Origin of the sequence: Vibrio sp. VB16 (assembly GCF_015594925.2) — a bacterium.
In the GTDB taxonomy this organism is placed as follows: Bacteria; Pseudomonadota; Gammaproteobacteria; order Enterobacterales; family Vibrionaceae; genus Vibrio.
Genome location: NZ_CP087590.1, coordinates 736,651 through 763,227, shown reverse-complemented (window position 1 = coordinate 763,227; position 26,577 = coordinate 736,651). Strand labels below are relative to the sequence as shown.

General features: G+C 42.8%; 26 protein-coding genes. 6 read left to right on the top strand and 20 right to left on the bottom strand.

The genetic code is table 11. The features are described 5' to 3' along the window. Positions 1 to 4 precede the first annotated feature (4 nt). From rlmM to thiI, 4 genes are all read right to left on the bottom strand, one after another. Entirely contained in the window at positions 5 to 1,096 is a 1,092-nt protein-coding gene (rlmM, locus tag IUZ65_RS03705) for a 23S rRNA (cytidine(2498)-2'-O)-methyltransferase RlmM (protein ID WP_195702452.1), read from the bottom strand. Beyond that, positions 1,093 to 1,521, bottom strand: coding sequence for a DUF423 domain-containing protein (locus tag IUZ65_RS03700; protein WP_195704985.1), 429 nt, complete (start codon positions 1,519 to 1,521; stop codon positions 1,093 to 1,095). The genes rlmM and IUZ65_RS03700 overlap by 4 nt, the downstream gene beginning before the upstream one ends. Then, a complete protein-coding gene (locus IUZ65_RS03695) occupies positions 1,511 to 2,422 on the bottom strand; it encodes a transcriptional regulator GcvA (RefSeq protein ID WP_195702451.1) in 912 nt (303 codons plus the stop codon). Before IUZ65_RS03695 ends, IUZ65_RS03700 begins: the two co-directional genes overlap by 11 nt. 373 nt (positions 2,423 to 2,795) lie before the next feature. Next, complete coding sequence (thiI, locus tag IUZ65_RS03690) at positions 2,796 to 4,244, bottom strand: tRNA uracil 4-sulfurtransferase ThiI (protein WP_195702450.1); 1,449 nt, start codon at positions 4,242 to 4,244, stop codon at positions 2,796 to 2,798. A 449-nt stretch (positions 4,245 to 4,693) separates the two neighbouring features. On the opposite strand from thiI, the gene IUZ65_RS03685 reads away from it, so the two are divergent. The 3 genes from IUZ65_RS03685 (at position 4,694) to IUZ65_RS03675 (ending at position 8,578) form a co-directional block, all read left to right on the top strand. After that, positions 4,694 to 6,022, top strand: a complete 1,329-nt coding sequence (locus IUZ65_RS03685; protein WP_195704984.1) for an anaerobic C4-dicarboxylate transporter — start codon at positions 4,694 to 4,696, stop codon at positions 6,020 to 6,022. Positions 6,023 to 6,282: 260 nt separating this feature from the next. Further along, positions 6,283 to 7,887, top strand: coding sequence for an ATP-binding protein (locus IUZ65_RS03680; protein WP_195702449.1), 1,605 nt, complete (start codon positions 6,283 to 6,285; stop codon positions 7,885 to 7,887). Beyond that, positions 7,877 to 8,578: a response regulator gene (locus IUZ65_RS03675; RefSeq protein ID WP_195702448.1), complete on the top strand. Its 702-nt coding sequence runs from the start codon at positions 7,877 to 7,879 to the stop codon at positions 8,576 to 8,578. The genes IUZ65_RS03680 and IUZ65_RS03675 overlap by 11 nt, the downstream gene beginning before the upstream one ends. Here IUZ65_RS03675 and IUZ65_RS03670 read toward each other — a convergent pair. Together IUZ65_RS03670 and pomA are read right to left on the bottom strand one after the other, a co-directional pair. Beyond that, the gene (locus IUZ65_RS03670; RefSeq protein WP_195702447.1) at positions 8,572 to 9,543 is read right to left on the bottom strand and encodes a flagellar motor protein MotB; all 972 of its coding nucleotides are present in this window, start codon (positions 9,541 to 9,543) and stop codon (positions 8,572 to 8,574) included. The genes IUZ65_RS03675 and IUZ65_RS03670 overlap by 7 nt on opposite strands. A 12-nt stretch (positions 9,544 to 9,555) precedes the next feature. Continuing rightward, positions 9,556 to 10,320 (bottom strand): flagellar motor protein PomA, encoded by a 765-nt coding sequence (gene pomA, locus IUZ65_RS03665; RefSeq protein ID WP_195702446.1) that lies wholly within the window; start codon positions 10,318 to 10,320, stop codon positions 9,556 to 9,558. Between the two features lie 409 nt (positions 10,321 to 10,729). Here pomA and xseB point away from each other — a divergent pair, with 409 nt between their 5' ends. The 3 genes from xseB to dxs are packed head-to-tail and all read left to right on the top strand — an operon-like array spanning position 10,730 to position 13,784. Further along, positions 10,730 to 10,981, top strand: a complete 252-nt coding sequence (xseB, locus tag IUZ65_RS03660) for an exodeoxyribonuclease VII small subunit (protein WP_195702445.1) — start codon at positions 10,730 to 10,732, stop codon at positions 10,979 to 10,981. A gap of 3 nt (positions 10,982 to 10,984) precedes the next feature. Continuing rightward, complete coding sequence (ispA, locus tag IUZ65_RS03655; RefSeq protein ID WP_195702444.1) at positions 10,985 to 11,869, top strand: (2E,6E)-farnesyl diphosphate synthase; 885 nt, start codon at positions 10,985 to 10,987, stop codon at positions 11,867 to 11,869. A 22-nt stretch (positions 11,870 to 11,891) separates the two neighbouring features. Beyond that, positions 11,892 to 13,784, top strand: coding sequence for a 1-deoxy-D-xylulose-5-phosphate synthase (gene dxs / locus IUZ65_RS03650; protein ID WP_195702443.1), 1,893 nt, complete (start codon positions 11,892 to 11,894; stop codon positions 13,782 to 13,784). 71 nt (positions 13,785 to 13,855) lie between these two features. Here the strand turns inward: dxs and pgpA are convergent, their stop codons facing one another. From pgpA to IUZ65_RS03580, 14 genes are all read right to left on the bottom strand, one after another. Beyond that, the gene (gene pgpA, locus IUZ65_RS03645) at positions 13,856 to 14,359 is read right to left on the bottom strand and encodes a phosphatidylglycerophosphatase A (protein WP_195702442.1); all 504 of its coding nucleotides are present in this window, start codon (positions 14,357 to 14,359) and stop codon (positions 13,856 to 13,858) included. Continuing rightward, entirely contained in the window at positions 14,356 to 15,330 is a 975-nt protein-coding gene (gene thiL / locus IUZ65_RS03640) for a thiamine-phosphate kinase (protein WP_195702441.1), read from the bottom strand. The genes pgpA and thiL overlap by 4 nt, the downstream gene beginning before the upstream one ends. A 100-nt stretch (positions 15,331 to 15,430) precedes the next feature. Then, positions 15,431 to 15,898, bottom strand: a complete 468-nt coding sequence (nusB, locus tag IUZ65_RS03635) for a transcription antitermination factor NusB (protein ID WP_195702440.1) — start codon at positions 15,896 to 15,898, stop codon at positions 15,431 to 15,433. Continuing rightward, the gene (gene ribH / locus IUZ65_RS03630) at positions 15,898 to 16,368 is read right to left on the bottom strand and encodes a 6,7-dimethyl-8-ribityllumazine synthase (RefSeq protein ID WP_004415274.1); all 471 of its coding nucleotides are present in this window, start codon (positions 16,366 to 16,368) and stop codon (positions 15,898 to 15,900) included. Before ribH ends, nusB begins: the two co-directional genes overlap by 1 nt. Positions 16,369 to 16,489: 121 nt before the next feature. Then, complete coding sequence (ribBA, locus tag IUZ65_RS03625) at positions 16,490 to 17,602, bottom strand: bifunctional 3,4-dihydroxy-2-butanone-4-phosphate synthase/GTP cyclohydrolase II (RefSeq protein ID WP_195702439.1); 1,113 nt, start codon at positions 17,600 to 17,602, stop codon at positions 16,490 to 16,492. Between the two features lie 40 nt (positions 17,603 to 17,642). Continuing rightward, complete coding sequence (locus IUZ65_RS03620) at positions 17,643 to 18,296, bottom strand: riboflavin synthase (RefSeq protein WP_195702438.1); 654 nt, start codon at positions 18,294 to 18,296, stop codon at positions 17,643 to 17,645. 6 nt (positions 18,297 to 18,302) lie between these two features. Then, entirely contained in the window at positions 18,303 to 19,451 is a 1,149-nt protein-coding gene (gene ribD / locus IUZ65_RS03615) for a bifunctional diaminohydroxyphosphoribosylaminopyrimidine deaminase/5-amino-6-(5-phosphoribosylamino)uracil reductase RibD (RefSeq protein WP_229637973.1), read from the bottom strand. Further along, a complete protein-coding gene (gene nrdR / locus IUZ65_RS03610; RefSeq protein WP_195702437.1) occupies positions 19,451 to 19,900 on the bottom strand; it encodes a transcriptional regulator NrdR in 450 nt (149 codons plus the stop codon). The genes ribD and nrdR overlap by 1 nt, the downstream gene beginning before the upstream one ends. A 177-nt stretch (positions 19,901 to 20,077) precedes the next feature. After that, the gene (locus tag IUZ65_RS03605) at positions 20,078 to 21,328 is read right to left on the bottom strand and encodes a glutamate-5-semialdehyde dehydrogenase (protein WP_195702436.1); all 1,251 of its coding nucleotides are present in this window, start codon (positions 21,326 to 21,328) and stop codon (positions 20,078 to 20,080) included. A 39-nt stretch (positions 21,329 to 21,367) separates the two neighbouring features. Further along, positions 21,368 to 22,522 carry a glutamate 5-kinase gene (gene proB / locus IUZ65_RS03600; RefSeq protein ID WP_195702435.1) on the bottom strand — a complete coding sequence of 385 codons (1,155 nt, stop codon included), beginning with the start codon at positions 22,520 to 22,522 and terminating at the stop codon, positions 21,368 to 21,370. A gap of 139 nt (positions 22,523 to 22,661) precedes the next feature. Then, positions 22,662 to 23,066: a sigma factor-binding protein Crl gene (gene crl / locus IUZ65_RS03595; RefSeq protein WP_195702434.1), complete on the bottom strand. Its 405-nt coding sequence runs from the start codon at positions 23,064 to 23,066 to the stop codon at positions 22,662 to 22,664. Positions 23,067 to 23,161: 95 nt separating this feature from the next. Further along, positions 23,162 to 24,403 carry an esterase FrsA gene (frsA, locus tag IUZ65_RS03590; protein ID WP_195702433.1) on the bottom strand — a complete coding sequence of 414 codons (1,242 nt, stop codon included), beginning with the start codon at positions 24,401 to 24,403 and terminating at the stop codon, positions 23,162 to 23,164. A 92-nt stretch (positions 24,404 to 24,495) separates the two neighbouring features. Beyond that, the gene (gene gpt, locus IUZ65_RS03585) at positions 24,496 to 24,954 is read right to left on the bottom strand and encodes a xanthine phosphoribosyltransferase (protein WP_195702432.1); all 459 of its coding nucleotides are present in this window, start codon (positions 24,952 to 24,954) and stop codon (positions 24,496 to 24,498) included. 42 nt (positions 24,955 to 24,996) lie between these two features. After that, entirely contained in the window at positions 24,997 to 26,286 is a 1,290-nt protein-coding gene (locus IUZ65_RS03580) for an NCS2 family permease (protein WP_195702431.1), read from the bottom strand. Positions 26,287 to 26,577 lie beyond the last annotated feature (291 nt).

The following is a 26,577-nucleotide window of genomic DNA, read 5'->3' as shown; positions in this document are numbered from 1 at the left end:
CAAGCTATCTCGGTGAAATATTCGACAAACATTGAATATGAACCGTGATCTCTTCTCTATCGTGATATAAATGTTTCGCCTGAAGTCGATATTTGACCTCATGTTCTTCGAGAAATTTCTTCAAGTTCTCAATATCTTCTAAAACTTCATCATAGCGGCCCTTCATAGGCAGCTTAAGGTTGAATATCGCCTCTTTCGCTAAACCACGAATGATCCACTCTCCCATCAACTGAGCTACGCGAGAGGGCTTCTCTATCATATCGCACACAAGCCACGTCACATTCTTCTTCTGGGGCTCAAACTTGAAACCATCGACCATGTGATGTTTAACCTGCCCCGTGTCCATCAAGCTATCCGCCATCATGCCATTATCAATGGCGTGAACAAACATAGAACGTTTAACCAATTGATACGTCCATCCTCCTGGACAAGCACCAAGGTCAACAGCCCACATGCCCGGAGCCAACCGCGTATCCCATTCATCTCTTGGAATAAATACGTGGAACGCTTCTTCCAGCTTTAAGGTTGACCGACTCGGCGCATCCGATGGGAACTTAAGCCTAGGAATACCCATAAAAAAAGCAGAACTATTATCTGGGTATGAATAACCAAGATAACAATGTCCCGGAGCCACAAAGCAGATATGTAACATCGGCTTTTTGGTATTCTCTTTTTTGTATAGCAGGCCTTTCCCTCTCATCGCTTGACGAAGAGGAACCGTGAATTTACGACAAAATTTAAGCAATTCTTTTGCTTCATTTGTATCTGGTGTTTCTATGCGGATGTCGCCACAGGTAGGAAAAGCGTCAATACCATCTAATGTGGTCAATATCGGCGAAATTCGATCATCACTTGGTAGAGCTTGAAACTCCGTTGCAACAGCAAACATTTGACGAGCAAATATCAGGGTCTGAAAGTCTATTTTTTTGATCAGATTTTCAGCATCACCCTCTTGGTAACACTCAAATAGAACATAACCTTGGTTGTTCTTCACGCGGGGAAAACCAAAAATCTCTAGTTGATTAGCCTTATCCTGAATCTCACCTGCACATTCTTTTTCAAAACCAGAACGGCAATAAAGCATCACTTGTTTCACTGAGCAACCTCATTTATATGTAATGCTGAGTACACAAAGAAAACCCAGCCAATCAGAAACATTACCCCACCTATTGGAGTAATAGGACCAAACCATTTCATCCCTGTCAGCGCGAGACCATACAGACTGCCGCTAAAACAAAGGATGCCGATAATAAAGCAAATTGCCGCTCTGAAAAGCCCTTTTTGCACTTTTTCGTTAGAATTAGACCTTAATAATATGGCGCACGCCATAACTGCTAAGGTATGTAGCGCTTGATATTGCACGCCAGTCTTAAACACGGCAATGAAATAGTCCGATAATATAGACGATAGACTATGGGCAGCAAACGCTCCCAGAGCGACAAAAATGAAGCCTGAGACACCGGAAATAACCAGTAGTTTAGCGGATCGCCTGTGGTGCAATTTGATTGCCTCATTTGCCATCATAAAGCGCCTCTTGTTCACTCGCCGCCTTCGCTATCATCCAGTCTCGAAATGTTGCAATACGTCCGGTATCCGCCTGGCTTTCATGACAAACGACATAAAATGCATTCTTGCTAAGCAAGACTTCATCAAATGGGGAAACCAATCTACCTGCATCTAATTCTGGTTGAGCCAACACATTGTTTCCAAGCGCAACACCCTGACCATGAATAGCGGCTTGCAGTACCATCGTCGAATGGCTAAAGATTGGGCCATGGTTGACATTAACCCCTTCTATCGCATTATTCCTCACAAACTGCTTCCACTCTTTTCTCGACGTATCGTGCAATAGAGTGTGATTTTTTAGATCCATTAAGCCTGTAAGTGATTTAGTCGACATCAATAAACTGGGTGAGCATAGCGGGATCAAAAATTCCTGATATAGTTTATCTATTCTTAATCCGGGCCAACTACCTCGTCCATAGTAGATAGCGACATCAACATCATCGGTTAAGAAATTGTCATCTGAATCCACGGCTTTAATGCGAACATCGATATCAGGCTCTTGCTGATTAAAATCGGCTAGACGAGGAACCAACCACTGAATAGCAAAACTCGGAGGCAGACTAATCGTAAGCGCTCCTTTCTCACTTCTCTCCAGTACTTTGTCTGTCGCTTCGGCAATTGCACTAAAGATATCCTTAATATCAAGGAAATAACTTTGACCTTCTTCCGTTAGCAATAAAGAACGGTTTCTACGCCTGAATAATTTCAGGCCAAGAAACTCTTCGATCGATTTAATTTGATGGCTTACCGCTGCCTGCGTAACAAACAATTCTTCTGCGGCACGAGTAAAACTGAGATGTCGTGCAGCCGCTTCAAAAACCTTTAAAGAGTTTAGCGGAGGTAATCTTCTAGACATTCTAGACCTTAGTTTCCATGCATTAGTTTTTATTATCTGAAGCATTATAAAATGTCGATTGCCTGACGGCTAGAGAAATTCTATATTTCATCCCGCAACGATAGCCTGAACGGCTTGGTTTCTTACCAATTGGTTATTCGTTGCAATGTTGTGTTTGCAAATCTCGAATTCGAGTTGGGTATAACTTACCTAGGTTTCCATCAATCAAATTGATGCAAACCAATCTTTCTGTATTAATTTGACCTGTCTGTCAAAGTATTTATTTTTGCACTGTCTCTATGGCAGTGCTTTTTTTTGAATATTTTAAGCAAAAAAAAAACCAACAAATAGATGCTGGCTTTTCTACACTTACAAACGGTTCACTACAAACACGCTAAGGCCTGTATACCTTCACGTTATCAAAGCCTTGTTCTTTCAAGTAAAGCGCTTGCAGACGACTCATCACACCACGATCACAATAAAGTAGGTAACTCTTAGACTGATCTAAATCACCAAACTTGGTCGCTAACTTATAGAAAGGTAAATGCTTAACCTCTACATCATCAATGACGAGCGAATTGTCCTCGGTTTCATCAGGGCTGCGGATATCCAATACAATGGCATTTCCGTCCACATTAGCAACCATTTCAACGTCTGGCACCTTCGCTTGGCTCTCTTTCTCAATATCACGGATATCCATCATACGAGCGTTATAAACCACATCATCTAAGATAGAGAAATCGAAGTTTTCTTCCTCTTTCTCTAGCTTTTCTTTAATCGCTTTTATCGTTGGTTTTTTCGAAATAACACCGCAATACTCAGGCATTACCTTAGCAAAGTCTTCAGTGCCAATAACACGAGCCAAATCGATAATATCTTCTTTGTCCCAGTTGATTAGTGGTCTGAGTATTAGCGTATCGGTAACGCCGTCAATATGACGCAGATTCGTCAATGTCTGGCTTGAAACCTGCCCTAATGCTTCACCCGTAATCAAGGCTTGAATACCAAACTTTTCTGCCAGCATGCCACCTGCACGCATAAACATACGTTTTAGAACAACACCCATTTGGCCATCATCAACTTTCTCTAAGATTTCCGCCACGACGGGTTCAAAATCGACCGAGATAAACTTAACTTTGGCTGATGACCCATATTTGTTCCACAAAAAGTGAGACACTTGCTTCACGCCAATTTCGTGTGCTGGACCACCTAAATTAAAGAAGCAGTAATGCGTCTTTGAACCACGTTTAATATGCAGATAACTAGAGACACCAGAATCAAAACCACCTGAAATCAAGCTCAACACGTCTTCTTGTGTTCCTAGAGGAAAGCCACCGAGCCCTTTGTATCTAGCAATAACTTGATTTAGCTTTTCGTGCTCTACTTCAATATTAACCGTCACATCAGGGTTTCTAAGCTTAACTTTTGCACTTTCAACCGCTTGATTTAAACCACCACCGACATATTGCTCCAGCGCGACTGATGTAAACTCATGTTTACCACGACGTTTCGCACGAACAACAAATGTTTTGTTTTCGATTAACTTACCACTTAGTTTCAATACCTTTTCATAGATATCATGCATATCGGTAAATTCAGACTGCTGAACTTCCAATACATGATGGATACCTGGAGTATGAGTAAGAATCGTTAAAACTTCTTGGAAATATTCATCACTAGTAGCTGTCACTTCAATGTGATCACGACGATTGAATACAGCAACAGATTTTGTTCTACGTTGGATAATAATTCGAAGGTTACATTCCAAAATACGAGTAAAACGCTTACGCACTGATTCACTCTTAACAAAAATCTCTGGATGGGGCTTAACAATAAATTTCATAAGTAGTTCACTAATAGATGGATGGTTCACTCGTAATTTGATGGTTCGTTAGAATGTGGAGCGCCCTGTAACCACGCAGCCAAATCACAAACGTAGACAAGCACAAAGCTATAAAACCAAGGCGCAACACTATACACGAATTCACGAAAAAATTAAGAAAATAAAAGCCCCAAGAGCCAAAGAATCAAGGACGCAACTACGGCAACTTTTTAAGCACCATGAGATAGAATCACTAGGAGCAAGCGATAACAACTACATATCCACTTACAAAAGTTACAAAAGGTGCAATTAGTTACAATAACTCGCGACACTGATTTCCTTCTTTGATCAATTGATAAACTGTATTAATAAAAAATAACCATATGAATTTTACTAGTTTTTCTCTCAAAAAAACAAAGGAAGAGTTAGGCGAATTTATATAAAAACACAATTTAAAATAAGGATAAATGATGTTATATCTTGAGTTTTTGTTTCTATTGCTGATGCTCTATATGGGCTCACGCTATGGTGGCATTGGGCTAGGGGTCGTCTCTGGTATTGGATTGGTTGTGGAAGTATTTATTTTCCGAATGCCACCTACATCTCCACCAGTCACCGTTATGTTAATCATTCTTGCTGTAGTGACCTGTGCATCCATTCTTGAAGCTGCTGGCGGATTGAAATTTATGCTTCAAGTCGCGGAAAGAATACTGCGTAAGAACCCGAAAAATGTCACTCTTATCGCCCCTTTTGTTACTTATACCATGACTTTTATGTTAGGTACGGGACACGCAGTATATTCAATTATGCCGATCATTGGTGATGTTGCCCTTAAAAATGGCATTCGTCCTGAACGACCTATGGCAGCGGCTTCAGTGGCATCGCAGATCGCAATATCAGCTTCACCAATTTCTGCGGCAGTGGTCTATTACCTTGCACAGATCTCTAATATTCAAGCAGATATTACATTAGTTTCTATTCTCATGGTCACGGTACCTTCAACACTTGCGGGTACGTTCTTGATGGCGTTGTATAGCGTACGCCGTGGTAAAGAACTAAATGACGATCCAGAATATCAACGTCGCCTAAAAGATCCGGTTTGGCGCGATAAAATTCTTAAAACAACGTCAACGACATTAGATGAAGTTCTTCCTGCATCTGCTCGCAACTCAGTTCTTATCTTTATTACCGCTTTGTTGACCATTGTCGCTGTCGCAATGCTTCCAGAACTTAGGACTATTGTTGAGGGTGAAAAGCCCATCAAAATGTCAGTAATCATTCAAATGATGATGCTTGCTTTTGGTGGCGTTATTTTATTGGCAACCAAAACCGATCCTCGTAAAGTGCCTGAAGGCGTGGTATTTAAGTCCGGTATGGTCGCCGCAATCGCTATTTTTGGTATTGCCTGGATGTCTGATACGTACTTTAAGTACGCATTACCACAATTTAAAGACGGCATCATTGGAATGGTTACAGACTACCCTTGGTCATTCGCATTTGCTCTATTTATTGTTTCCGTTGTGGTTAACTCTCAAGCGGCAACTGCGCGTATGATGCTACCCGTTGGTATTGGTCTAGGGTTAGACCCTGCACTGCTCATTGGTATTATGCCAGCAATATATGGCTACTTCTTTATACCTAATTACCCGTCCGATATCGCCACAGTGAATTTCGATTCATCAGGCACGACTAAAATTGGTAAGTGGTACTTTAACCACTCATTCATGTCTGTCGGTATAATCGGGGTCGTGTCTGCATGTATAGTGGGTTATTTACTAGGGCAAGTATTCCTCACCTAGTGGGTTATATTTAACCTCTGAGTATACTGAGTTAAAAAGCCATTCATTAAAAATGAATGGCTTTTTAACTTCTAAATCACAAACAAAAAAACACCAACGTAATAGATTGGTAATTCAGCCTGAGAAAGACGGCATAAATGTACAGAGATGCACATTTACTGATTCAACACATATCAGATCAACCATAAAGCTCGCTATACTCATATTTCGTGATCAAATGATATTTATTGAAGTCGCTATCCGTAAGTTGAGTCCTCATTATGAAACTGAAGAGCTATCTAGCATTAACAACAATCGCCACGTCTTCCTTTATTGTTATTATCGTGACAACGGCTATTTTGTTATTACTGCAAACCTCTCACCAAGAAGGCTTTCAAGCGAGAGGGTTAGAGCTCGCTCGCGTACTTGCCCATAACCCGGTCGTCATTAACGCTGTCGATGCAAAAAATAAAAATCAAGAACATGATCTTCAAGACTACATTGAAGACATAAGAACAAGCACGGATGCCTCCTACATCGTTGTTGTAGATAGAAATGCAATGCGGTTAAGCCACCCTACTCCAAACAAGATTGGCAAACACTTTATTGGAGACGATATCTATCCTGCTCTGGAAAGTGGTCAAGAATACAGCAGTGTTGCATCCGGTTCTCTGGGTGAAGCCATTCGCAACTTTTCCCCTGTTCGCCTTAATGGCGAAGTCATAGGTGCGATTTGTATTGGCTATTTATCAGTAAAAACCTCGAGTATTCTTCTGAAGAAATTCAGTGATATAGGCCTAATAGTGGGGAGTGTTTACCTATTGGGAATTGCGGCCATTTTTGCCTTTGTATTTAAGATAAAACGAACCTTTCTAGACTATGAACCTGAATTTATAGTCAACAAATTTCACGAACATGAGATGGTGTTTGACAGTATTCGAGACGCCATTATCGCTGTCGATAGCAATATGAATATCACCACCATCAACAATAGTGCCATTACACTGCTTTCCATGGGTGCATCTAACCGATACGACTATATAAACCACTCCTTAGCGCACTATTCTTCCTCATTAAGTCACCTTGTACTTTCAAAGCAAAGTATGTTTCATCAGGGCGAGTTTATGATTGGAAAATTGAAATATCGAGCCAACATTTACCCTATTAACACCCCTAAGGGCCTACTCGGTCACGCCATCGTCTTTTTTGCAAACCTCAGCCATGACGAACTAGAACGTGAGGTCAATTACCTAAAGAATTACTCCGAAATATTGCGAAGCAAGACACATGAATACTCCAATAAACTTAATGTGATATCAGGCATGCTACAAACAGGCAAGTACGACGAGACCATTGATTTTATTCAACAAGAGACGGATCGCTATCAATCCGTTCTCCGCAACATTGTTATGTCGATTACAGACAGTGCCGTAGCCAGTATATTACTCGCGAAATTTAATAAGGCATCAGAAATTGGCGTAAAATACACCGTCGATGTGGACAGTAATCTATCGAATTACGAAAAAAATGCATCAGAGAAACTCGTTACTATAATTGGAAACCTGATTGACAATGCGTTACTGGCCTCATGGCAAAACCGAAAGAATGTCAGCCCTGAAGTCTGTGTGTACCTAAGTGATCGTAGCAGTCACATCATTCTTGAGGTTCAGGATAGCGGCGCAGGCATACCCGATAAGATAGCGGAACACATTCTCGAATTCGGGGTGAGCTCCAAACACGATGATGAGCATAGTGGAATAGGTCTGTATTTAGTCAAGCAACTTGTTGATTACTTTCATGGAAGCATTGATTGGGAACGTACCGATAAGCAGACCACACTTTTTAGTATTTACTTGGTTAAGAGTGATGTAGAAAATGACAATTAAATACACCGTAATGATTCTCGAAGACGATGTTAGGGCAAGCTACACACTTGAGTCCACCATCAATCAGCTCCCTGAATTTAACGTGGTTGCGGTCAGCGAAACCTGCGCAGAAGCTCTATTACAATTTGAATTGTACAAACCAATGCTTGTCTTTGTAGACATTTCATTGCCTGATGGCAACGGTATTGACGTTATACGCCAGCTACGTAAAAAAAAGGCGCAATGCGACTTTGTAATGACAACAGCTGAAAGAGAGACCGCAACCATTGAGAAAGTCGTTCAACTTGGTGTGATCGACTATCTCGTCAAACCAATTCGAATGTCTCGAGTCCACCAAACATTAACCGACTATAAGCAATTCAAACAACAGCTATCTCAAAGAGCAACCGTTGACCAAGGTGAGATAGATCAGATACTACGAAAAGTGCCGGAAAAAAAGCTGCGCATAACCCCTAAAGGTATCGATATCACGACGCTAAACTCTCTCAAAACAATCCTTCACGAAGAAGCGTTGATTGATTTCTCAGCAGAGGATGTCGGTAAACGAATGAATGTGAGCCGTGTTACGGCTCGACGTTATCTGGAGTTTTTGGAATCAGAAGGCCTGATCCGCCTAGTGTTGAATTACAATACAGGCGGTAGGCCTCGTCGGTTATATCAAGTTGTAGAGAGACAAATTAGCCACTACTGACCAACACTCACCTCATCGCTATACTGCGGTTTGCCTTGCAATATACCGATTTCAACTCGTCGATTTTTTGCTCTCTGTGCAGATGTTGCGTTGCCATTTAGTGGCTCAGTATCCGCCATCCCCCGAACTCTCAATCTTGCATGGTCAAAGCCTGCCACTTTTTCCATCTCATGTGCAACTGACACCGCACGTTGTGATGATAAGTCCCAGTTCGAACGATATAATTCTGACTCTAAAATCTGATCATCCGTATGCCCAGAAACGCGAACAATTCCCGGAACATCTTTCACGAGATCGGCAATCTGCCTTACCAGTGGTCTGAATTTCGGTTGTAAGAACGCCGACCCTCCAGGAAAAGCCCCTTTCTCTCGAATTCGAATGACAATTTCCTGACCGAGGTTTTCAACTTCAATGGCACCTTGGTCAATTTCGCGCTCGAGTGCCTTCTTAATGGTCTCTTCTAGTGCGTCGGTCTCTTGCGCCAACGCTTCTGCTTGCGCGTCAGACTGCGATTGCTGATCTTGCTCTTGCTCTGATTCCGATTGGGTGTTTTGATTCATCTTTGTTGACGTTTCTGGCGACTGCCCACCCGTCTGCTCACCAGCTTCTCTATTTTTACCACCCGCCCTTGCTGACTCCCCTTCGTGGAAGTTAAGGTTAGACTGAGTGATATCAATGGTTTGCTGCATTATAACGTCGATAGGCGTAGGCTCTGGTCTACCTGGCCTAAACTCTAACGCGATAACACTTGTCCCTTTAGGGATGTCTTTTACTTCCAATCGGTTTTGCACACCAAATGCAAACTTCATAGAACCAGCAATTTGCTTGAATTTCAGTACATCCATCTCGGAAAACGAGAGTAGAAGTACGAAAAAACACATCAGAAGTGACATCAAATCTGAGAAGGTTGCCAACCATAAAGGTGCGCCGGGGGGCGGACATTTGCAATCATCTTCTTCATCCATTGTTCCGCTTCCTTACTCGTTATCGATGTCTAGAACACGTCTCTTCTCGTTAAGATAGTTCTTAAGGTAACTATCAATAACGCGTGGGTTTTGACCATCTTGAATGGCGAGTACACCATCCATAATAAGGCGGCGATTTAATTTTTCTTGCTCTCGACGTAAAGAAAGTTTATCGGCAATAGGGAAGAACACCATGTTAGCTAACACAGCACCATATAATGTTGTTAAGAGCGCAACCGCCATCGCAGGTCCAATAGATTTAGGGTCATCCATGTTTGAAAGCATGGCTACCAGACCAACCAATGTACCAATCATGCCCATTGCGGGAGCAACGTCACCGTAGGCTCGGAATGCCGAACTACCTTGAACATGGCGTTCATCGGTTAATGCGATATCCTTTTGCATTGCGGCTCTCACCACTTCAGCATCGTGACCATCAACGAGCAGATCAATGCCTTTCTGCATAAAGCTGCTGGAAATTTCCATCTCTTCAAGGGCCAGAAATCCACCTTTACGCGCGGCGTCTGCCATTTCAACAACTTTAGCGATCAATTCTTCAGGATCATCCGTCTTGAAGATGAACGCTTTACCGGCAATCTTAAAGGCACTAAAGAATTGACCCATGGTAAATTTCATTAAAACTACGCAAGTCGAACCGCCGACAACGATCAAGATGGAGACAGTATCGACAAACATGCCAATGCTACCACCAAGCACCATTGCCATTATCACGAAGGCAAACCCTCCGATCAGACCTATTAATGTTGCTAAATCCACTAAGCACCTCTTATGCTAAATTGTTCAATGCAATCAACATGGGATAGTCACTCTATCGGCCACTAGTCGCGATCTTTTAATGATTTGTTTGAAAAATATCAATATTTGCAAAATCCGAATCGTTCTCAGGATAAGCCCTGCATAGAAAATTTCCAAGTAAGTCTTCTTAATTCAACGAATAAACACACAGTTTCGCTTGGTTTATTTGTAGATAAGCCATAAACCCAACGTTACCTTTACTCTTTAGACCATGAAATTAACTTATACCAAACTGGGTATGGATTATATTCTCCGGACGCGAGATAATGTTTACAGTATGTGAGAAAAGTTTGTCACTTGTGACCGTTCCAATTGACCATCAATCCACTCTAGAGTAAGTTTCGTTCACCTCAATAAAAGCAGACAGATCATGGCCACAAAAAAACCTGAAAATATGACCTTCGAAGCAACGCTAGAAGAGCTCGATTCCATTGTAGAACAGCTTGAAGGCGGCGATCTTGCTCTAGAAGACTCATTGAAGCACTTTGAACGCGGTATCTCGTTAGCACGTGAAGGCCAAACCAAGCTTACTCAGGCAGAACAACGCGTCTCTATCTTATTAGAAAAAGATGATAATGCCCCGCTGTCCGATTTTCAAAATGAGCATTCAAGAGAAGATTAATCCATGTTGGCATCATTATCATTCTATCAAGAACGCAACCAAGCTCAGTTAGATTCATGGTTAGATAAGCTGGACTATCAAGCGCTACCTCTTGTCCAAGCGATGCGTTATGGATTGCTACTGGGTGGAAAAAGAGCGAGACCGTTTTTAGTTTATGCTACGGGTGAAATGCTCGGCTGTTCGCTAGACGCGCTGGACACACCAGCCTCTGCCATAGAATGTATACATGCCTACTCTTTGATTCACGATGACCTTCCCGCAATGGACGACGATGAACTTAGGCGTGGGCACGCTACCTGTCATATCGAATTTGACGAAGCTACCGCCATTCTTACTGGTGACTCGCTTCAAACGCTGGCATTTACTATCTTGGCGGAAGGGCCTCTTTCCGATTCAGGTGAAACAAAGCGAGTATCGATGATACAAGCGCTAGCGAAAGCGTCTGGCGCACAAGGGATGTGTGTCGGACAAGCACTCGATCTCTATGCCGAAAACAGAAGCGTATCTCTTGAAGAGCTCGAAGCCATTCATAAAAACAAAACCGGCGCGTTACTAAAATGTGCCATTCAACTTGGTGCATTGGCAGCCGGAGATAAAGGGTTATCTATCCTTCCTTTGCTAGACCGATACGCAGAAGCCATTGGCTTGGCCTTTCAGGTACAAGACGATATATTGGACGTTGTTAGCGATACGGAAACCCTTGGGAAACCGCAAGGTTCGGATCAAAACTTGAATAAAGCCACCTATCCATCTTTACTTGGATTAGAAAGTGCTCAGCAAAAAGCTCAAACTCTTTTGCAAGAAGCACTTCATGCATTGGATACAATCCCTTACAATACGCAGTTACTCGAAGAGTTCGCCCGATACGTTGTCGAGCGCAAAAACTAACATTATAAGCGCTGAATATTTTATGACTCTTGATATTTCGAAATACCCTACATTGGTTCTTGCTGATACGCCTGAAGAACTACGTACCCTTCCAAAGGAAATTTTACCAACACTTTGTGACGAATTGCGTACGTATTTATTAAATTCTGTGAGCCAATCAAGTGGGCATTTAGCGTCTGGCTTAGGCACCGTTGAATTAACCGTTGCACTGCATTATGTTTACAATACACCATTTGACCAGCTCATTTGGGATGTTGGCCATCAGGCTTACCCTCATAAAATTTTAACGGGTCGTCGTGATAAACTCCCGACCATTCGTCAAAAAGATGGTCTTCATCCATTCCCTTGGAGAGAAGAGAGCAAATACGACACACTTTCCGTGGGACACTCATCAACGTCCATAAGTGCCGCATTAGGCATGGCTATTTGTGCCGAAAAAGAAGGGAAAGAGAGAAAAATAGTCAGTGTTATTGGTGATGGTGCCATTACAGCAGGCATAGCATTTGAAGCAATGAATCATGCTGGGGATATCCATTCGGATATGTTGGTTATACTGAACGACAACGAGATGTCGATATCGGAGAATGTTGGAGCGCTTAATAATCATCTTGCTCAGGTTCTTTCCGGTAGCCTATACACCTCTATTAGAGAAGGGGGCAAAAAAGTACTTTCTGGTTTGCCGCCAATCAAAGAGCTGGTTCGAAAAACCGAAGAACACCTTAAAGGCATGGTCGTCCCAGGAACCATGTTTGAAGAACTAGGTTTTAACTATATCGGTCCTGTGGATGGCCACGATGTTAATGAGTTAGTTAAGACACTGAAGAACATGCGAGGGTTAAAAGGCCCGCAGTTCTTGCATATTATGACGAAGAAAGGCAAAGGCTACGAGCCTGCCGAAAAAGATCCTATCGGATACCACGGCGTACCTAAATTTAACCCAGCGGAAACCAGCTTGCCGAAAAGCAATGGCACTAAGCCAAGCTTCTCTAAAATATTTGGCGACTTCCTCTGCGACATGGCAGCACAAGATCCAAAACTCATGGCAATCACACCCGCTATGCGTGAAGGTTCAGGCATGGTTCGTTTTTCTAAAACATACCCTAAGCAATATTTTGATGTTGCTATTGCAGAGCAACATTCAATCACCTTAGCCACAGGGATGGCCATCGCTGGTTACAACCCTATTGTCGCTATCTATTCTACCTTCTTACAGCGTGGTTACGACCAGTTTATCCATGATGTGGCGATTATGAACTTGCCTGTCATGTTTGCGATAGATCGTGCAGGTATAGTCGGTGCTGATGGCCAAACTCACCAAGGTGCATTTGACCTCAGCTTTATGCGTTGCATTCCAAATCTAGTGATCATGGCACCAAGTAACGAAAACGAGTGCCGTCAGATGTTATATACCGGGCACAAACATCAAGGCCCAAGCGCGGTACGTTATCCTAGAGGGACAAGTATCGGTGAGCCTCTAGAAGACACGATGACAGCAATAGAGATAGGTAAAGGGCTTATTGTCCGGGAAAACAGCCCGCAAAAGGCGGCCTCTAACGAATTGAAGGTGGCTATCTTAAGCTTTGGCACCATGCTAGAAAGCGCCGTTATCGCAGCCGAAAACATCGATGCTACTGTTGCGGATATGCGCTTTGTTAAACCATTAGATGAAGCGCTCATCAAAGAATTAGTTAGCAACCACGATATCATCGTAACAGTAGAAGAGAACGCAATTGCCGGTGGTGCTGGTGCAGGTGTCGTTGAATTTATGATGCAACAAAAGCTCATCAAACCGGTGCTCAACATCGGCCTGCCTGATAAGTTCATCGCTCAAGGAACACAAGAAGAGCTGCATATCGAACTCGGTTTGGATGCCGCCGGTATTGAAGCTAAAATTCAAGAATATATCGCGAAGTAACAATAAAAAAGCGAGGTAATACCATTACCTCGCTTTTTTATCACTTAACCTTGTTTATTTAAACATATCGCCTAAATCCAACCGGCGTAGGTTCCAACCAAGAACAGAGCAATCCAAGCCATTACACCGGCAACAATATCGTCAATCATAATACCAAAGCCTCCGTGTACACGCTTATCGAGCCAGCCAATCGGCCACGGTTTTACCATATCAAAAAAGCGAAATAGTACAAATCCTGACACCAACCATTTCCACTCGGTCACGGGAAGGTTCATCATAGGCACAAAGCTCATGGTGATCCAAAAGCCTGAAAACTCATCCCAAACAATTGAGCCATGATCGTGTGTGCCCATATCATCCGACGTGATTTGGCATATCTTTACCCCGATGAAACAGGAAATAACAACCAGAATAATATAAAGAGGTAAAGGCAACTGAACCAATAAAAAATAGAATGGAATGGCCGCCAATGTTCCCATCGTCCCAGGAATAATCGGTGATAACCCACTACCAAATCCAGTAGCAAGTAGATGCCAAGGATTCGCCAAAGATATTTTATCTAACGGATTTGTCATTCTGCGTCCTTAAAATGGTCATAACCACTAAGCTGCCAATCTACTCTCTTGCCATCTCTAATAAGGTCAAACATCCCTTCAGGGCGGATCTGACCGATACAAGTAACCTTGGTGCCAATATGGGCCAACGCGCTCTCTAAGCCGCCTTTATGCTCTTCTGGAACAGTAAAGCAAAGCTCATACTCTTCACCACTCATCAGAGCAAACTTTTGTGCTTTTTCCCTGTCAGCGCAAAAGTCCAGTAACTCACTTGAAAGTGGCAGCGCACTGATATCAATCATCGCACCCACATGGGAGCGTCTAAGTATATGTTGAACGTCGGAAATTAAACCATCAGAAATATCAATGCAACTTGAGGCAATGTTAATCAGGGCTTGTCCGGCTAATATCCTTGGTGTGGCAATGTAATGGTGACGCTCTAGTTTTTCGGCGAACGGCTTGCTTCGATCTTCGTTGCCTAAAATAACCTCAAGCCCTGCTTTACTGTCGCCCAATTGTCCTGTCACGTAAAGCCAATCACCAACACGAGCACCAGTGCGACAAAGAACTCTGTTCTCAGGCACAAACCCTTGAACCGTTAGGGTTATGCTCAAAGGCCCTTTGGTTGTATCACCACCAATCAGTTGAACGCCGAAATAGTCTGCTAATTCAAAGAATGCATCGCAAAAAGGCGCTAACCAAGATTCATCTTGTTCTGGAAGAGTTAACGCCAATGAAACCCAAGCGGGTGTTGCTCCCATTGCGGCTAAATCACTTAGATTGGAGGCCAACGCTTTATGGGCAACCCAAGCTGGGTTTGCGTCTGGGAGAAAGTGAGTACCAGCAACTAAGGTATCCGTACTTATTGCAATACGAACGTTATCTGGCGATCGAACAACCGCACAATCATCTCCAAGCGAGATTTGAACATCTTTACGTTGGGTCTGACGATTGGCAAAATATTTTTCTATTAAACTAAATTCACCGGACATTTTTAGCGACTCTCGATTCTCTAGTTTGACTCATGACTTAGGGCTTGTTGAATAGAAACAAAAAAGGCCAGCAAAGCCGACCTTTTTATCTATTCAATTTTTATTTTTTACGTACGTGCGGTGCGGCTTTATCTAACACACCGTTGACAAACTTATGACTGTCTTCGGCAGCAAATACTTTAGCCAACTCAATCGCTTCGTTGATAACCACTTTATATGGCACATCTGCGCGTTGAGTCATTTCATACATAGCAAGACGTAAAAGCGCTAACTCCATCATATCCAAATCTTGCATTGGACGAGATAGGTAAGGGCGTAGTTTGCTATCTAACTTAGTGTGATTTAGTACAACACCTGACAATAAGTCACGAAAGTAAGCAACGTCTGTTTCTGGCGCAACCAGTGCAGGTTCGTCAGCATGATGTTCTTCTTCATCATACTTGCCACCAGATAAAAATTGTTCTTCAATTGTGGCAACATTATCTTTCGATATTTGCCAAGAATATATTGCTTGTAAAGCAAATTGACGTGCATTACGACGTGCGGCTGGTTTCACACTTGCCCCCATTAGGAATCGATTTCTGAAAGAACGTTGATCATCTCAAGTGCGCTTAGTGCAGCCTCTGCACCTTTATTACCAGCCTTGGTTCCCGCGCGCTCAATAGCCTGATCGATGGTATCTACGGTTAACACACCGAATGCAACTGGAAGACTGTACTCCAGAGAAACTTGTGCAAGACCTTTGTTACATTCACTACAAACATAATCGAAGTGAGGTGTACCACCACGAATAACCGTACCTAAAGATACGATAGCATCAAATTTCCCTGTCTTCGCTACGCGTTGAGCGACAAGAGGTAATTCAACGGCACCAGGGCAGCGAACAACAGTAATGTTATCTTCTGACACTTGTCCGTGACGCTTTAAAGTATCGATAGCACCAGAAAGTAAACTTTCATTTATAAAGCTATTAAAACGAGAAATAACAATAGCAATTTTCGCATTTGGAGCAGGGAAACCGCCCTCGATCACTTTCATAAGCCTTCCTTCAACTATATTCATCCAGTAAGAATCGCCGGATTCTAGCACAATTTTGTGAGCAATATCTATACCCACAACAATTGAAGTTGCCATGAGACAACAAACGAATGAATAAAAATTATTCTGTCACGTACTCAACCACTTCTAAACCAAAACCACCAAGAGCGTGGTAGCGTTTATCTGTCGAAGATAATAATTTCATTTTGCTCACACCCATATCAGCTAGTATCTGCGAACCGATACCAACCCGGCGAGACGTGCCCTGCTTTTTAGCCATGGTAGGTGCTTGACCTTTATCTTGTTGTTCAAACATTTTCACACGGTGGACAAGTAGATCGCTAGACTCTTCATGACCCAAAATAACTAAAATACCACCCTCATCACCGATACGTTTCATCGCGGTGTCTAATGTCCAGCTACGATCGGCATTTCTATTTGAACGAAGCAGATCCGTAAATACATCATGCAAATGAACACGAACTAAACATGCTTCATTGGCGCTAACCGAACCTTTACGCAGTGCATAGTGAATTTCATTATCAATCGTGTCGCGATATGTCACCAAATCAAAATCACCAAACTCTGTTGGGAGCTTGCATTCTGCAACGCGTTCAATCGTTGTTTCAGTGTTGTTTCGATACTCGATAAGGTCAGCAATTGTGCCTACCTTGATATCATGTTTTTCTGAGAATATTTCCAAGTCAGGACGGCGAGCCATGCTGCCATCTTCATTAAGAATCTCTACAATGACCGATGAAGGTTCAAGACCCGCTAAACGCGCTAAATCGCAACCCGCCTCTGTATGACCTGCGCGAGTCAATACACCGCCGTCTTGAGCGGTCAGTGGGAATATATGCCCCGGCTGTACAAGATCCGCCGCTTTTGCGTCTTTTCCTACCGCAGCAAGCACAGTCACTGCGCGATCAGAGGCTGAAATTCCGGTGGTCACCCCTTCTGCGGCTTCAATAGAAACCGTGAAATTCGTGGTGTATTGAGCGTTGTTGTCTTGCACCATTGGAGCAAGACCAAGATTAACGCATCGATCTTTTGTCATGGTTAGACAGATGAGGCCGCGACCATGTGTCGCCATAAAGTTGATAGCTTCAGGTGTGATATGTTCAGCTGCGATAATAATATCACCTTCATTCTCACGATCCTCGTCATCCATAAGGATAACCATTTTTCCTAAACGAATATCTTCGATAATTTCTTTTGGCGTACTAATTGGCATTGTCGTCGTCCTATCTAATTTCCCATACAAAAAAATGGATTTAAGCAAAACCATTTTGTTGTAAAAATTCCATCGTTATTTTGGATTCAGGTTGCTGCTCAGAGTTTCCCTGAAGTAACCGTTCCATATATCTTGCTAATACATCGACTTCTAAGTTTACTTTTCTACCCACTTGAAAGTTATCCATCGTCGTCTCTTCAGAAGTATGAGGCACAATGGTCAATTTAAAGGCATTTTTTCTCAACTCGTTCACCGTCAGGCTAATACCATCAACGGTAATCGAGCCTTTATAGGCAACGTATTTAGTAATATCGTTTGGTATTTCCACCCAAAATTCTATCGCTCTACCCACTTGATTTCGTTCAACTATCGACCCTACGCCATCCACATGACCAGAGACAATATGTCCACCAAAACGCGTCGTTGGTAACATTGCCTTTTCTAAGTTCACTTTGTCTCCCACTTTATATTGGGTAAAACCTGTCAGATTCAAGGTTTCCAATGAGAGATCGGCGGTATAACTGCGCGAACCAAAAGCAACAACGGTTAAACAGACTCCGTTGGTCGCAATACTGTCGCCAAGTTTCACGTCAGACATATCCAATTTACCAGTATCCACCGTAATGGCGATATCTTCGCCTTTGGCAGTAATAGCCGTTAGCTTTCCTACTGCCTCAATAATTCCTGTAAACATGCTTCTCTAACTTTCCTGTTTGATCGTTGCAATAACTCGAATATCTGACCCAACCATACGAATGTCTTTGATATCCAGATTGATGGCCTGCTCCATGCTCTCTAAACCTAGCATATTAATCAATCCACGCCCGTCTGTTCCCATCAATTTAGGGGCTAAATAGATAATAAGCTCATCGACAAGATTCTGCTTAATAAAACTTGCCGCTAAGGTTGCTCCCGCTTCCACCCAAATATGGTTAACTTGATGCTGTTTATTCAACTGCTTCAATACCATTTCGAGGTCTAATTGTGCCTCTTTGAGAACAACGGACAAACCGGTTGGAGCTGAATTAGATTCTGAATCATAAGCCGAAATCTGGACTATTTCACCGTCGGTCTGAAATAATTTTAGGCGCTTTGTGAGTGCTAGGCCTTTGTCCAATATCGCTCTTATGGGTTGACGTAGATCTTCTTGAGGGTAACTATTTTTAATGGCTTTAGGCAGGTCGTCCCAACGAACATTCAGAGATGCGTTGTCATCGATCACGGTTTTACTCGTTGATAATACGGCCCCCGCCTTCGCTCTAAATGATTGAACATCCTTTCGAGCTTCAGGTGACGTTATCCACTGACTGACACCGTTTTTTAGTGCCGTTTTTCCATCCAAACTTGCCGCTAGTTTAAGCTGTACAAATGGCATTCCCGTTTGCATTTGTTTGACAAAAGCAGGGTTAAGTGCCATTGAGTCAGCTTCTAATAGCCCAACCTGAACCTCAATACCGGCGTCTTGTAAGATCTTAATACCTCGACCAGCAACCTGAGGGTTTGGATCTTGCATTGCACAGATTACTTTCGCGACCTTCGCTTTTACCAGTGCTTCGGCACAAGGTGGTGTACGACCATAGTGAGAACACGGCTCCAAAGTCACATAAGCCGTAGCGCCCTGTGCTTTATCCTGTGCTTCTCGAAGCGCAAACACTTCAGCATGTGGCTCTCCAGCTTTATAATGAAAACCTTCACCAATAATTTCACCATCAAGAACAATCACACAACCAACATTAGGGTTGGGTGCCGTGGTATACAAACCTTTCTTAGCTAACTCGATAGCACGGGACATCATTTGATAATCAAAAAGGCGAAATGATGGGTTCATAATAGAACGTTGATTGGGCATTAATCTTCAAGCCTAGCAATTTCTTCACCAAACTCTCTGATGTCTTCAAAGCTTCTATAAACCGAAGCAAAACGAATATAGGCAACCTTGTCTAATTCTCTAAGCTGCTCCATCACGAAATTACCGATCATTTTACTTGGTACTTCACGCTCGCCAGTGGCTCGGAGTTTAGATTTGATATTGCTAATTGCTAGCTCTATAGAATCGGCGCTAACGGGGCGTTTTTCTAACGCTCGCTGTATACCACCAACCATTTTATCTTCATTGAATGGTTCGCGATTGCCATTAGACTTAATGACTTTAGGCATCACTAACTCAGCGCCTTCAAAGGTTGTAAATCGTTCTTTACAGGCTAAACACTGGCGACGGCGACGAACCTGATGGCCATCTGCCACCAACCTAGAGTCGATAACTTTGGTGTCATTTTCAGAACAAAACGGGCAATGCATACCATCTCCAGAATTTCGTTAAACTATTCAGTATCATGTTAGTTTAACGGAATTAAAAAACAGTGGCGAGAGAAACAAAAAGAGGCTCTGTGATAGAGCCCCTATTTTTCTCATTGTTTAACCTAAACAATGCGCTATTTATTTATAATCAACCATCTATTTAAGACGAGCCGTCCGTCACGGACGAACCAAATAGTTCGCCTTACCAACCCACTTATAACTCGTCAGTTCTACCAGACCCATAGGCCCTCTAGCGTGTAGCTTCTGAGTCGATACCGCCACTTCAGCTCCCAAACCAAATTGAGCTCCGTCAGTAAAGCGAGTGGACGCATTAACATAGACGGCAGCAGAACCAACAGAGTTGATAAATATTTCCGCGTTTTCAATACTGTTCGTCATAATTGCATCCGAGTGACTCGCGTTATGAACACGCATGTGGTCAACGGCTTCATGTACGTCCTTAACCACTTTAACCCCTAATGTGAAGGCAAGCCATTCGGTATCAAAATCACCCTCTTGAGCATCTCTCAATGCGTTGGCATTCGTTAGGTATTTCTTGGCTTTAGCTTCTGCCACTAGCGTCGCTTTGCCATTCAGTTTATCGGCAAGCATTGGTAGAAATTCTTTGGCTATTTTTTCGTGTACTAATAAGGTATCTAAAGCGTTGCACGCTGACGGTCTTTGTACTTTTGAGTTTTCAACAACCAAAAGCGACCTTTTTAAATCCGCACTTTCATCAACAAATATATGGCTGATACCAAAGCCACCAATAATCACAGGGATCGTGCTATTCTCTTTACACATCTTGTGCAAACCAGCACCACCGCGTGGAATAATCATATCCACATAGTCATCGAGCTTAAGCAGTTGAGAGACCAATTCACGATCTGGTTTTTCAATGTACTGCACTGACGCTGCTGGCAGCGCCGCTTTCTCTAGCGCAGACTGAATAACCTTAACCAGTTCCATATTGGAAAAGAAGGTTTCCTTGCCACCACGTAAGATACTTGCATTACCGGTTTTCAGACACAGCGCGGCAATATCAATGGTGACATTCGGACGAGCCTCATAGATCACCCCCACAACACCAAGCGGTACACGACGCCGCGACAATGACATGCCATTATCAAGTACCTTGCTGTCTATCTCACTGCCTACGGGGTCATCAAGACCAATCACGTTTCTTACATCGTTCGCGATACCAGTGAGCCGATCTTTATTAAGCAAAAGGCGATCTAATAGGGCCTCTGTCATCCCAGCCAGACGGCCCTTTTCGATATCCTTTGCATTGGCAGCCAGAATCGTTTCTGCCTTCGCTTCTAGCGCATCTGCAATAAAGCCAAGCGCTCTATTCTTTTGTGCTGTTGGTGTCGTCGCGAGATGAAAAGCAGCATCTTTAGCGGCTTGCCCCATTTGAATTAGTTCCACGCCTTCTTCCTTACTTTTAAACCCTAAATAATTGACGGGTTACTCTTTAATAACCACAAGATCGTCGCGATGAATCACTTCTGAGCCGTATTCATAACCTAGGATCGCATTAATATCTTTACTGTGTTTACCAATTATTTTAACCAAATCTTTATTGGAATAGCTAACGATACCTTTGGCAACAAGCTGACCTGCTTTGTTTTTAACTCTTGCGACTTCACCTCGAGCAAACTGCCCTGTCACCTTCACTATCCCTTTACCAAGCAAGCTGCTACCTCTTTCTACTACCGCTTTCACTGCACCATCGTCAATAATAATATCGCCTAAAGCGGCTGGCCCTGCAAGTATCCAACGTTTACGATTTTCCAACGCGTCTGGTAAGGCAACAAATTTCGTGCCCTGTGGGCTATGACTAATGGACGTCGCGACGACATTATCTGCACTACCTGCCGCAATAATGACTTCAATACCTGCTCTTCGCGCAATATCAGCCGCTTGGAGTTTAGTTGCCATCCCGCCGGTTCCGAGCGTTGTTCCACTTCCACCAGCAATTTTGCGCAGCGTTTCATCTATCGTCGTCACTTCACGAATCAATTTAGCATCCGGATTTGATCGAGGATCCGCGGTAAATAAACCCGGCTGATCCGTCAATAGTAGTAATTTGTCTGCACCACATAAAATCCCCACAAGCGCTGACAGATTGTCGTTGTCACCCACCTTTATTTCAGAAGTTGCCACTGCATCGTTTTCGTTCACTATGGGGATAATATCGTTTTCTATCAATGCATTAATGGTATCCCGGGCATTAAGAAAACGCTCACGGTCATCAAGATCAGCTCGAGTAAGCAGCATCTGACCAATCTTTAAGCCGTAAAGAGCAAACAACGACTCCCAAACCTGAATCAATTGGCTTTGGCCTACCGCAGCAAGCATCTGCTTGCTCGCCATTGAATTGGGGAGTGCGGGGTAACCTAAATGCTCACGACCTGCGGCAATGGCTCCCGAAGAAACCATCACAACGGAATGTCCTTGTTGTTTAAGTTGCGCACATTGGCGGACGAGCTCAACCATATGAGCTTTGTCTAGCGCCAAAGTACCACCAGTGAGTACACTGGTTCCAAGCTTCACCACAATTGTCTTGTGACCCACTACCGTTTTTGGTTGCGATGCTTGCCCGCGTTGTTGAGTTGTCATTTGCCTTACTACATAAAGTTTTAATTCGAAGAGATGTTTTAACAATCCATCTTAATTTGTACAAGCATAAAAGGCGCATAAATGCGCCTTTTTATTATTATTTACGGTGAAAGTGCTTTTTTTACATTAAAAATACAAATTAGACAAACTCTTCAGACTCATCATGAAGGGTAAACTCTAAAGCAAAACGCTCTTCAAGTACTTTGCTTAGTTTTGTCAGAAATTCCTCTTGGGTTCGGGCAACTTCTTGTTTGAATTTTTTCGGTACGTTTGCCGTAACCCAATTACCTTCAGTGTTGTACTTACCAACTTGAAATTTTGCGATGAATCCGTTTACAGCGTCGTCTTCCTTGGAGGAATCGAGTTCCATCCACCACCCCCAAAATTCACGTAACTCTGGAGATTTTGTGTCATCAACACAAACAGAAAGACAGTCAAATATATATTTGCCATCGTGCGACTCAGACTCTCTTAGATAAGGGCCTATTGCTCTTAACGCCGTTATCAGTCGAAAATGAGTTGGGCTAACCACCTTGTTCGCCATACGATACTCCATGTCGATATAATTATTATTTATAACTTCCAGTGCCAAATGTTGCGCAACATTTCTATGCTATACAGAAAACAACGAAACTGCTATCAAATTAACTCATCTTCCAACCACTTAATAGCCAAATCGAGTGATTGCTCATACCCAACGGAAATAGAATCCGATGGTATTTGCTTCGCTTTGCCATAATGGCTAAAAATTGCAGCAAGTCGATTATCTGAGTGAGGAGAAACAGGATCGCCCTCTAATGACAAAGCTAATACCGGTACTTTTGTACGTTTACTAGTCAAAAAACCTTGAACTTTCAACGACCAAGCCATCATTTGTCCGGCTAAGCTGTGCACATCTACCGCTGTTTTTCCTAATCGAGAGGCCAGTACATCCAGATACATCTTGGGCATGTTTTTTACTTTTTCAGGTGACGAGAACGTATCGTGAAGCGGCGCCCCCATGACCACACAGGCTTTGATCTTGTCTTGCTCGATAAATGCAAGCCTTAGCATAGCATTGCCACCAAAGCGATAACCCAACAAGCCGACTTTGTGGTGATCGACCCAAGGCAGGTTAGGCAATTCATTCAGAACCGCACGATGCAGCTTGCAGGAATCTTCGGTTAATTGCCAATGACTACTCGACCCAATAGACGGCATATCAATCGTTAGCATACCAATTCCCATCGGAGCCAAATAGTCTTTAAAGATGCGCCACAGGTCGGTCTTTAGACTGTCCAAACCCGCACTCACCATCACCACAGGTTGAGGCTTATCTGTATTAGGGAGATGCAAGTTGGCTTGTATTTTTTTGCCTTGAAAAGAGACTTCGAACTGACGAGTCACGTATTTGCTCATCTTCATCGCTTCATCGTGCGCGGAGTTCGCTAACACTTGAGCTTGAATAGCGAGGTTGTCCCCCTTCAGATGAGGGTAGCCCGCGATACTGTAGCAGAGGCTAGCGTAGAAAAACTCATCGGAAGCTTCCTCTCCCAATAGAGTGGCAGCAAGCTTTTGATGACGCATTCCTAGCTGTGTCCATTCATAAGCCCAGTTACCGGAACGAAACCCAATAACAGTATCCAACCACTTATCTTCCGTTCTTGAATGTTCGGAAGAAGCGATTTTCGACAATACTTCTTCTTGTTCTATTGGGTCTATCCCTTGCCATATCCACTGATAGCGACGAACATTACGATACCAAGCGTAATGGTCTTTCTCTTTTTTTTCCTCGAGAAACTCCACGCTACTGGGCATATAGTTTATCAAGGCCGATGTTTCTTTAGCTTGCTTGTGCTTTTTGAAAAGCGTTTCAGAAAGATTTACATTGGAATCAGACATAGTTCACTACTGTGTTAGGCCATAATTAATTACATCATATAAAAAAAAATGCTCCTATACAGGAGCATTTTCAAATTTGCATAAATAAATGACTATTTTCTGTTGATTGGGTCAACGTAGGCGATTTCCATATCCCACGGTTGTTCAATCCAGGTATCTTGAGCAATATCGACAATATATTCGTCAACTAAGTGAGCGCCTGCTGGTTTAGCGCTTACGGTTACGAATTTTGCTTTAGGATACATCTCACGAATCTTACGAGCGGTGTCTCCGCTATCCACAAGATCATCCACGATCAGATAACCTTCACCGTCACCTTCTGGCGCTTTAACAACCGTCATATCACGTTGGTGATCATGATCATAGCTAGAGATACAGATAGTATCAACATATCGAATACCTAGTTCTCGGGCTAAAATCGCCGCAGGAACCAAACCACCGCGGCTTACACCGAGAATGCCTTTCCACTGTTCAGCAGGCATCTGCTTCTCAGCGAGTTGACGACAATACATATGCATATTGTCCCAAGTAATGATGAACTTGTTACTCATATTATTATTAACCTGTTTGGACTTTTCACACTTATTCAATAATTAAGCGAAAGCAAATTTTAGTACAAAAACGACAGCAAGAACCCAAACACTCACTGGAACTTCCCGACCTTTACCACTCAAACCTTTGATGGCTGCATAAGAAATAAAGCCAAGTGCAATGCCATCTGCAATAGAGTAAGTAAGCGGCATAAGCAAACAGATAACCACCACAGGGGCCGCTTCTGTTAGATCACGCCAATCGATAGATACCAATCCAGACATCATCAAAATGGCGACATAAAATAGAGCGCCTGATGTCGCATATGCTGGGATCATACCTGCTAATGGCGAGAAGAATAATGCAAGTAGGAATAAAATGCCAACGACAACTGCAGTTAATCCTGTACGACCCCCGGCCGCAACACCAGAAACACTTTCAATATAAGAGGTTGTGTTAGAGGTTCCCAATAACGCACCCACCGATGTTGCTGTAGAGTCCGCAAGTAGAGCACGGTTTAGACGAGGTATTTTACCATCTTCTTTTATAAGGTCAGCTTTTGTCGCGACACCAACTAAAGTGCCCGCAGTATCAAACAGGTCAACAAATAAGAAGGCAAACACTACGGAGATCATACCCACTTCAAATATAGAGCTAAAATCAAGCTGCATAAAAGTAGGCGCGATACTCGGTGGCATAGAGAAAACACCGTGATATTGCACATCACCGAAAATAATACCAAGTACCGTTACAATAAGAATGGCGATCATTACTGCTGCTTTAAAACCTCTGTGTACCAAGGCGATAGTAATGAAGAAGCCTATTGCCGCTAAGATGGCTTGCAGAGAAGTCACTGAACCGATAGAAACTAACGTCGCTGGGTTATCACCAACAATGCCGGATCCTTGCAAGGCAATAAATGCGAGAAACAGACCGATACCAGCAGAGATCCCGGTTCTCAAAGACATTGGGATAGAATTAATTATCCACTCACGAATCTTAAAGATACTTAATAGGATGAACAACAGACCAGAAACAAACACTGCCGCGAGAGCAACTTGCCATGTGTAGCCCATTCCAAAAACAACCGAATAGGTAAAGAATGCATTTAAGCCCATTCCTGGAGCCTGAGCAATTGGATAGTTAGCAACAAACCCCATAATGAAGCAACCAATAGCGGCAGCAAGACAGGTAGCAACAAAAACAGCTCCACGATCCATTCCGGTTTCAGACAGAATCGCAGGGTTTACAAAAATGATGTAAGCCATGGTTAAAAAGGTTGTCACACCTGCGATAACTTCAGTCCGAACATTGGTTTTGTTCTCACTGAGTTTAAACAGCTTTTCCAGCATAATTAGTCCCCAAAAGATAATTCAAAAAATTAAGTAAACGATTGCGTAAACGATTGGCGCGAATTATAAAGTTATCAAATGGCAATTTCCAGCAGGATTCGGATATAAAATGGTTTTTTATTCGCGAGCACGAAGACGAACAAGTTGCGACAGATAGGAAATTAAAGTTAAAGCTATGTTTTAAAAGAATTTATATCGATAAAATATGTAATTGTCAATGTGGTGATTTTTTATCCCATTGACTAATTAACTGCTACTTTTATTGCCCTTTTACGTAAATAAGCTGCGAAA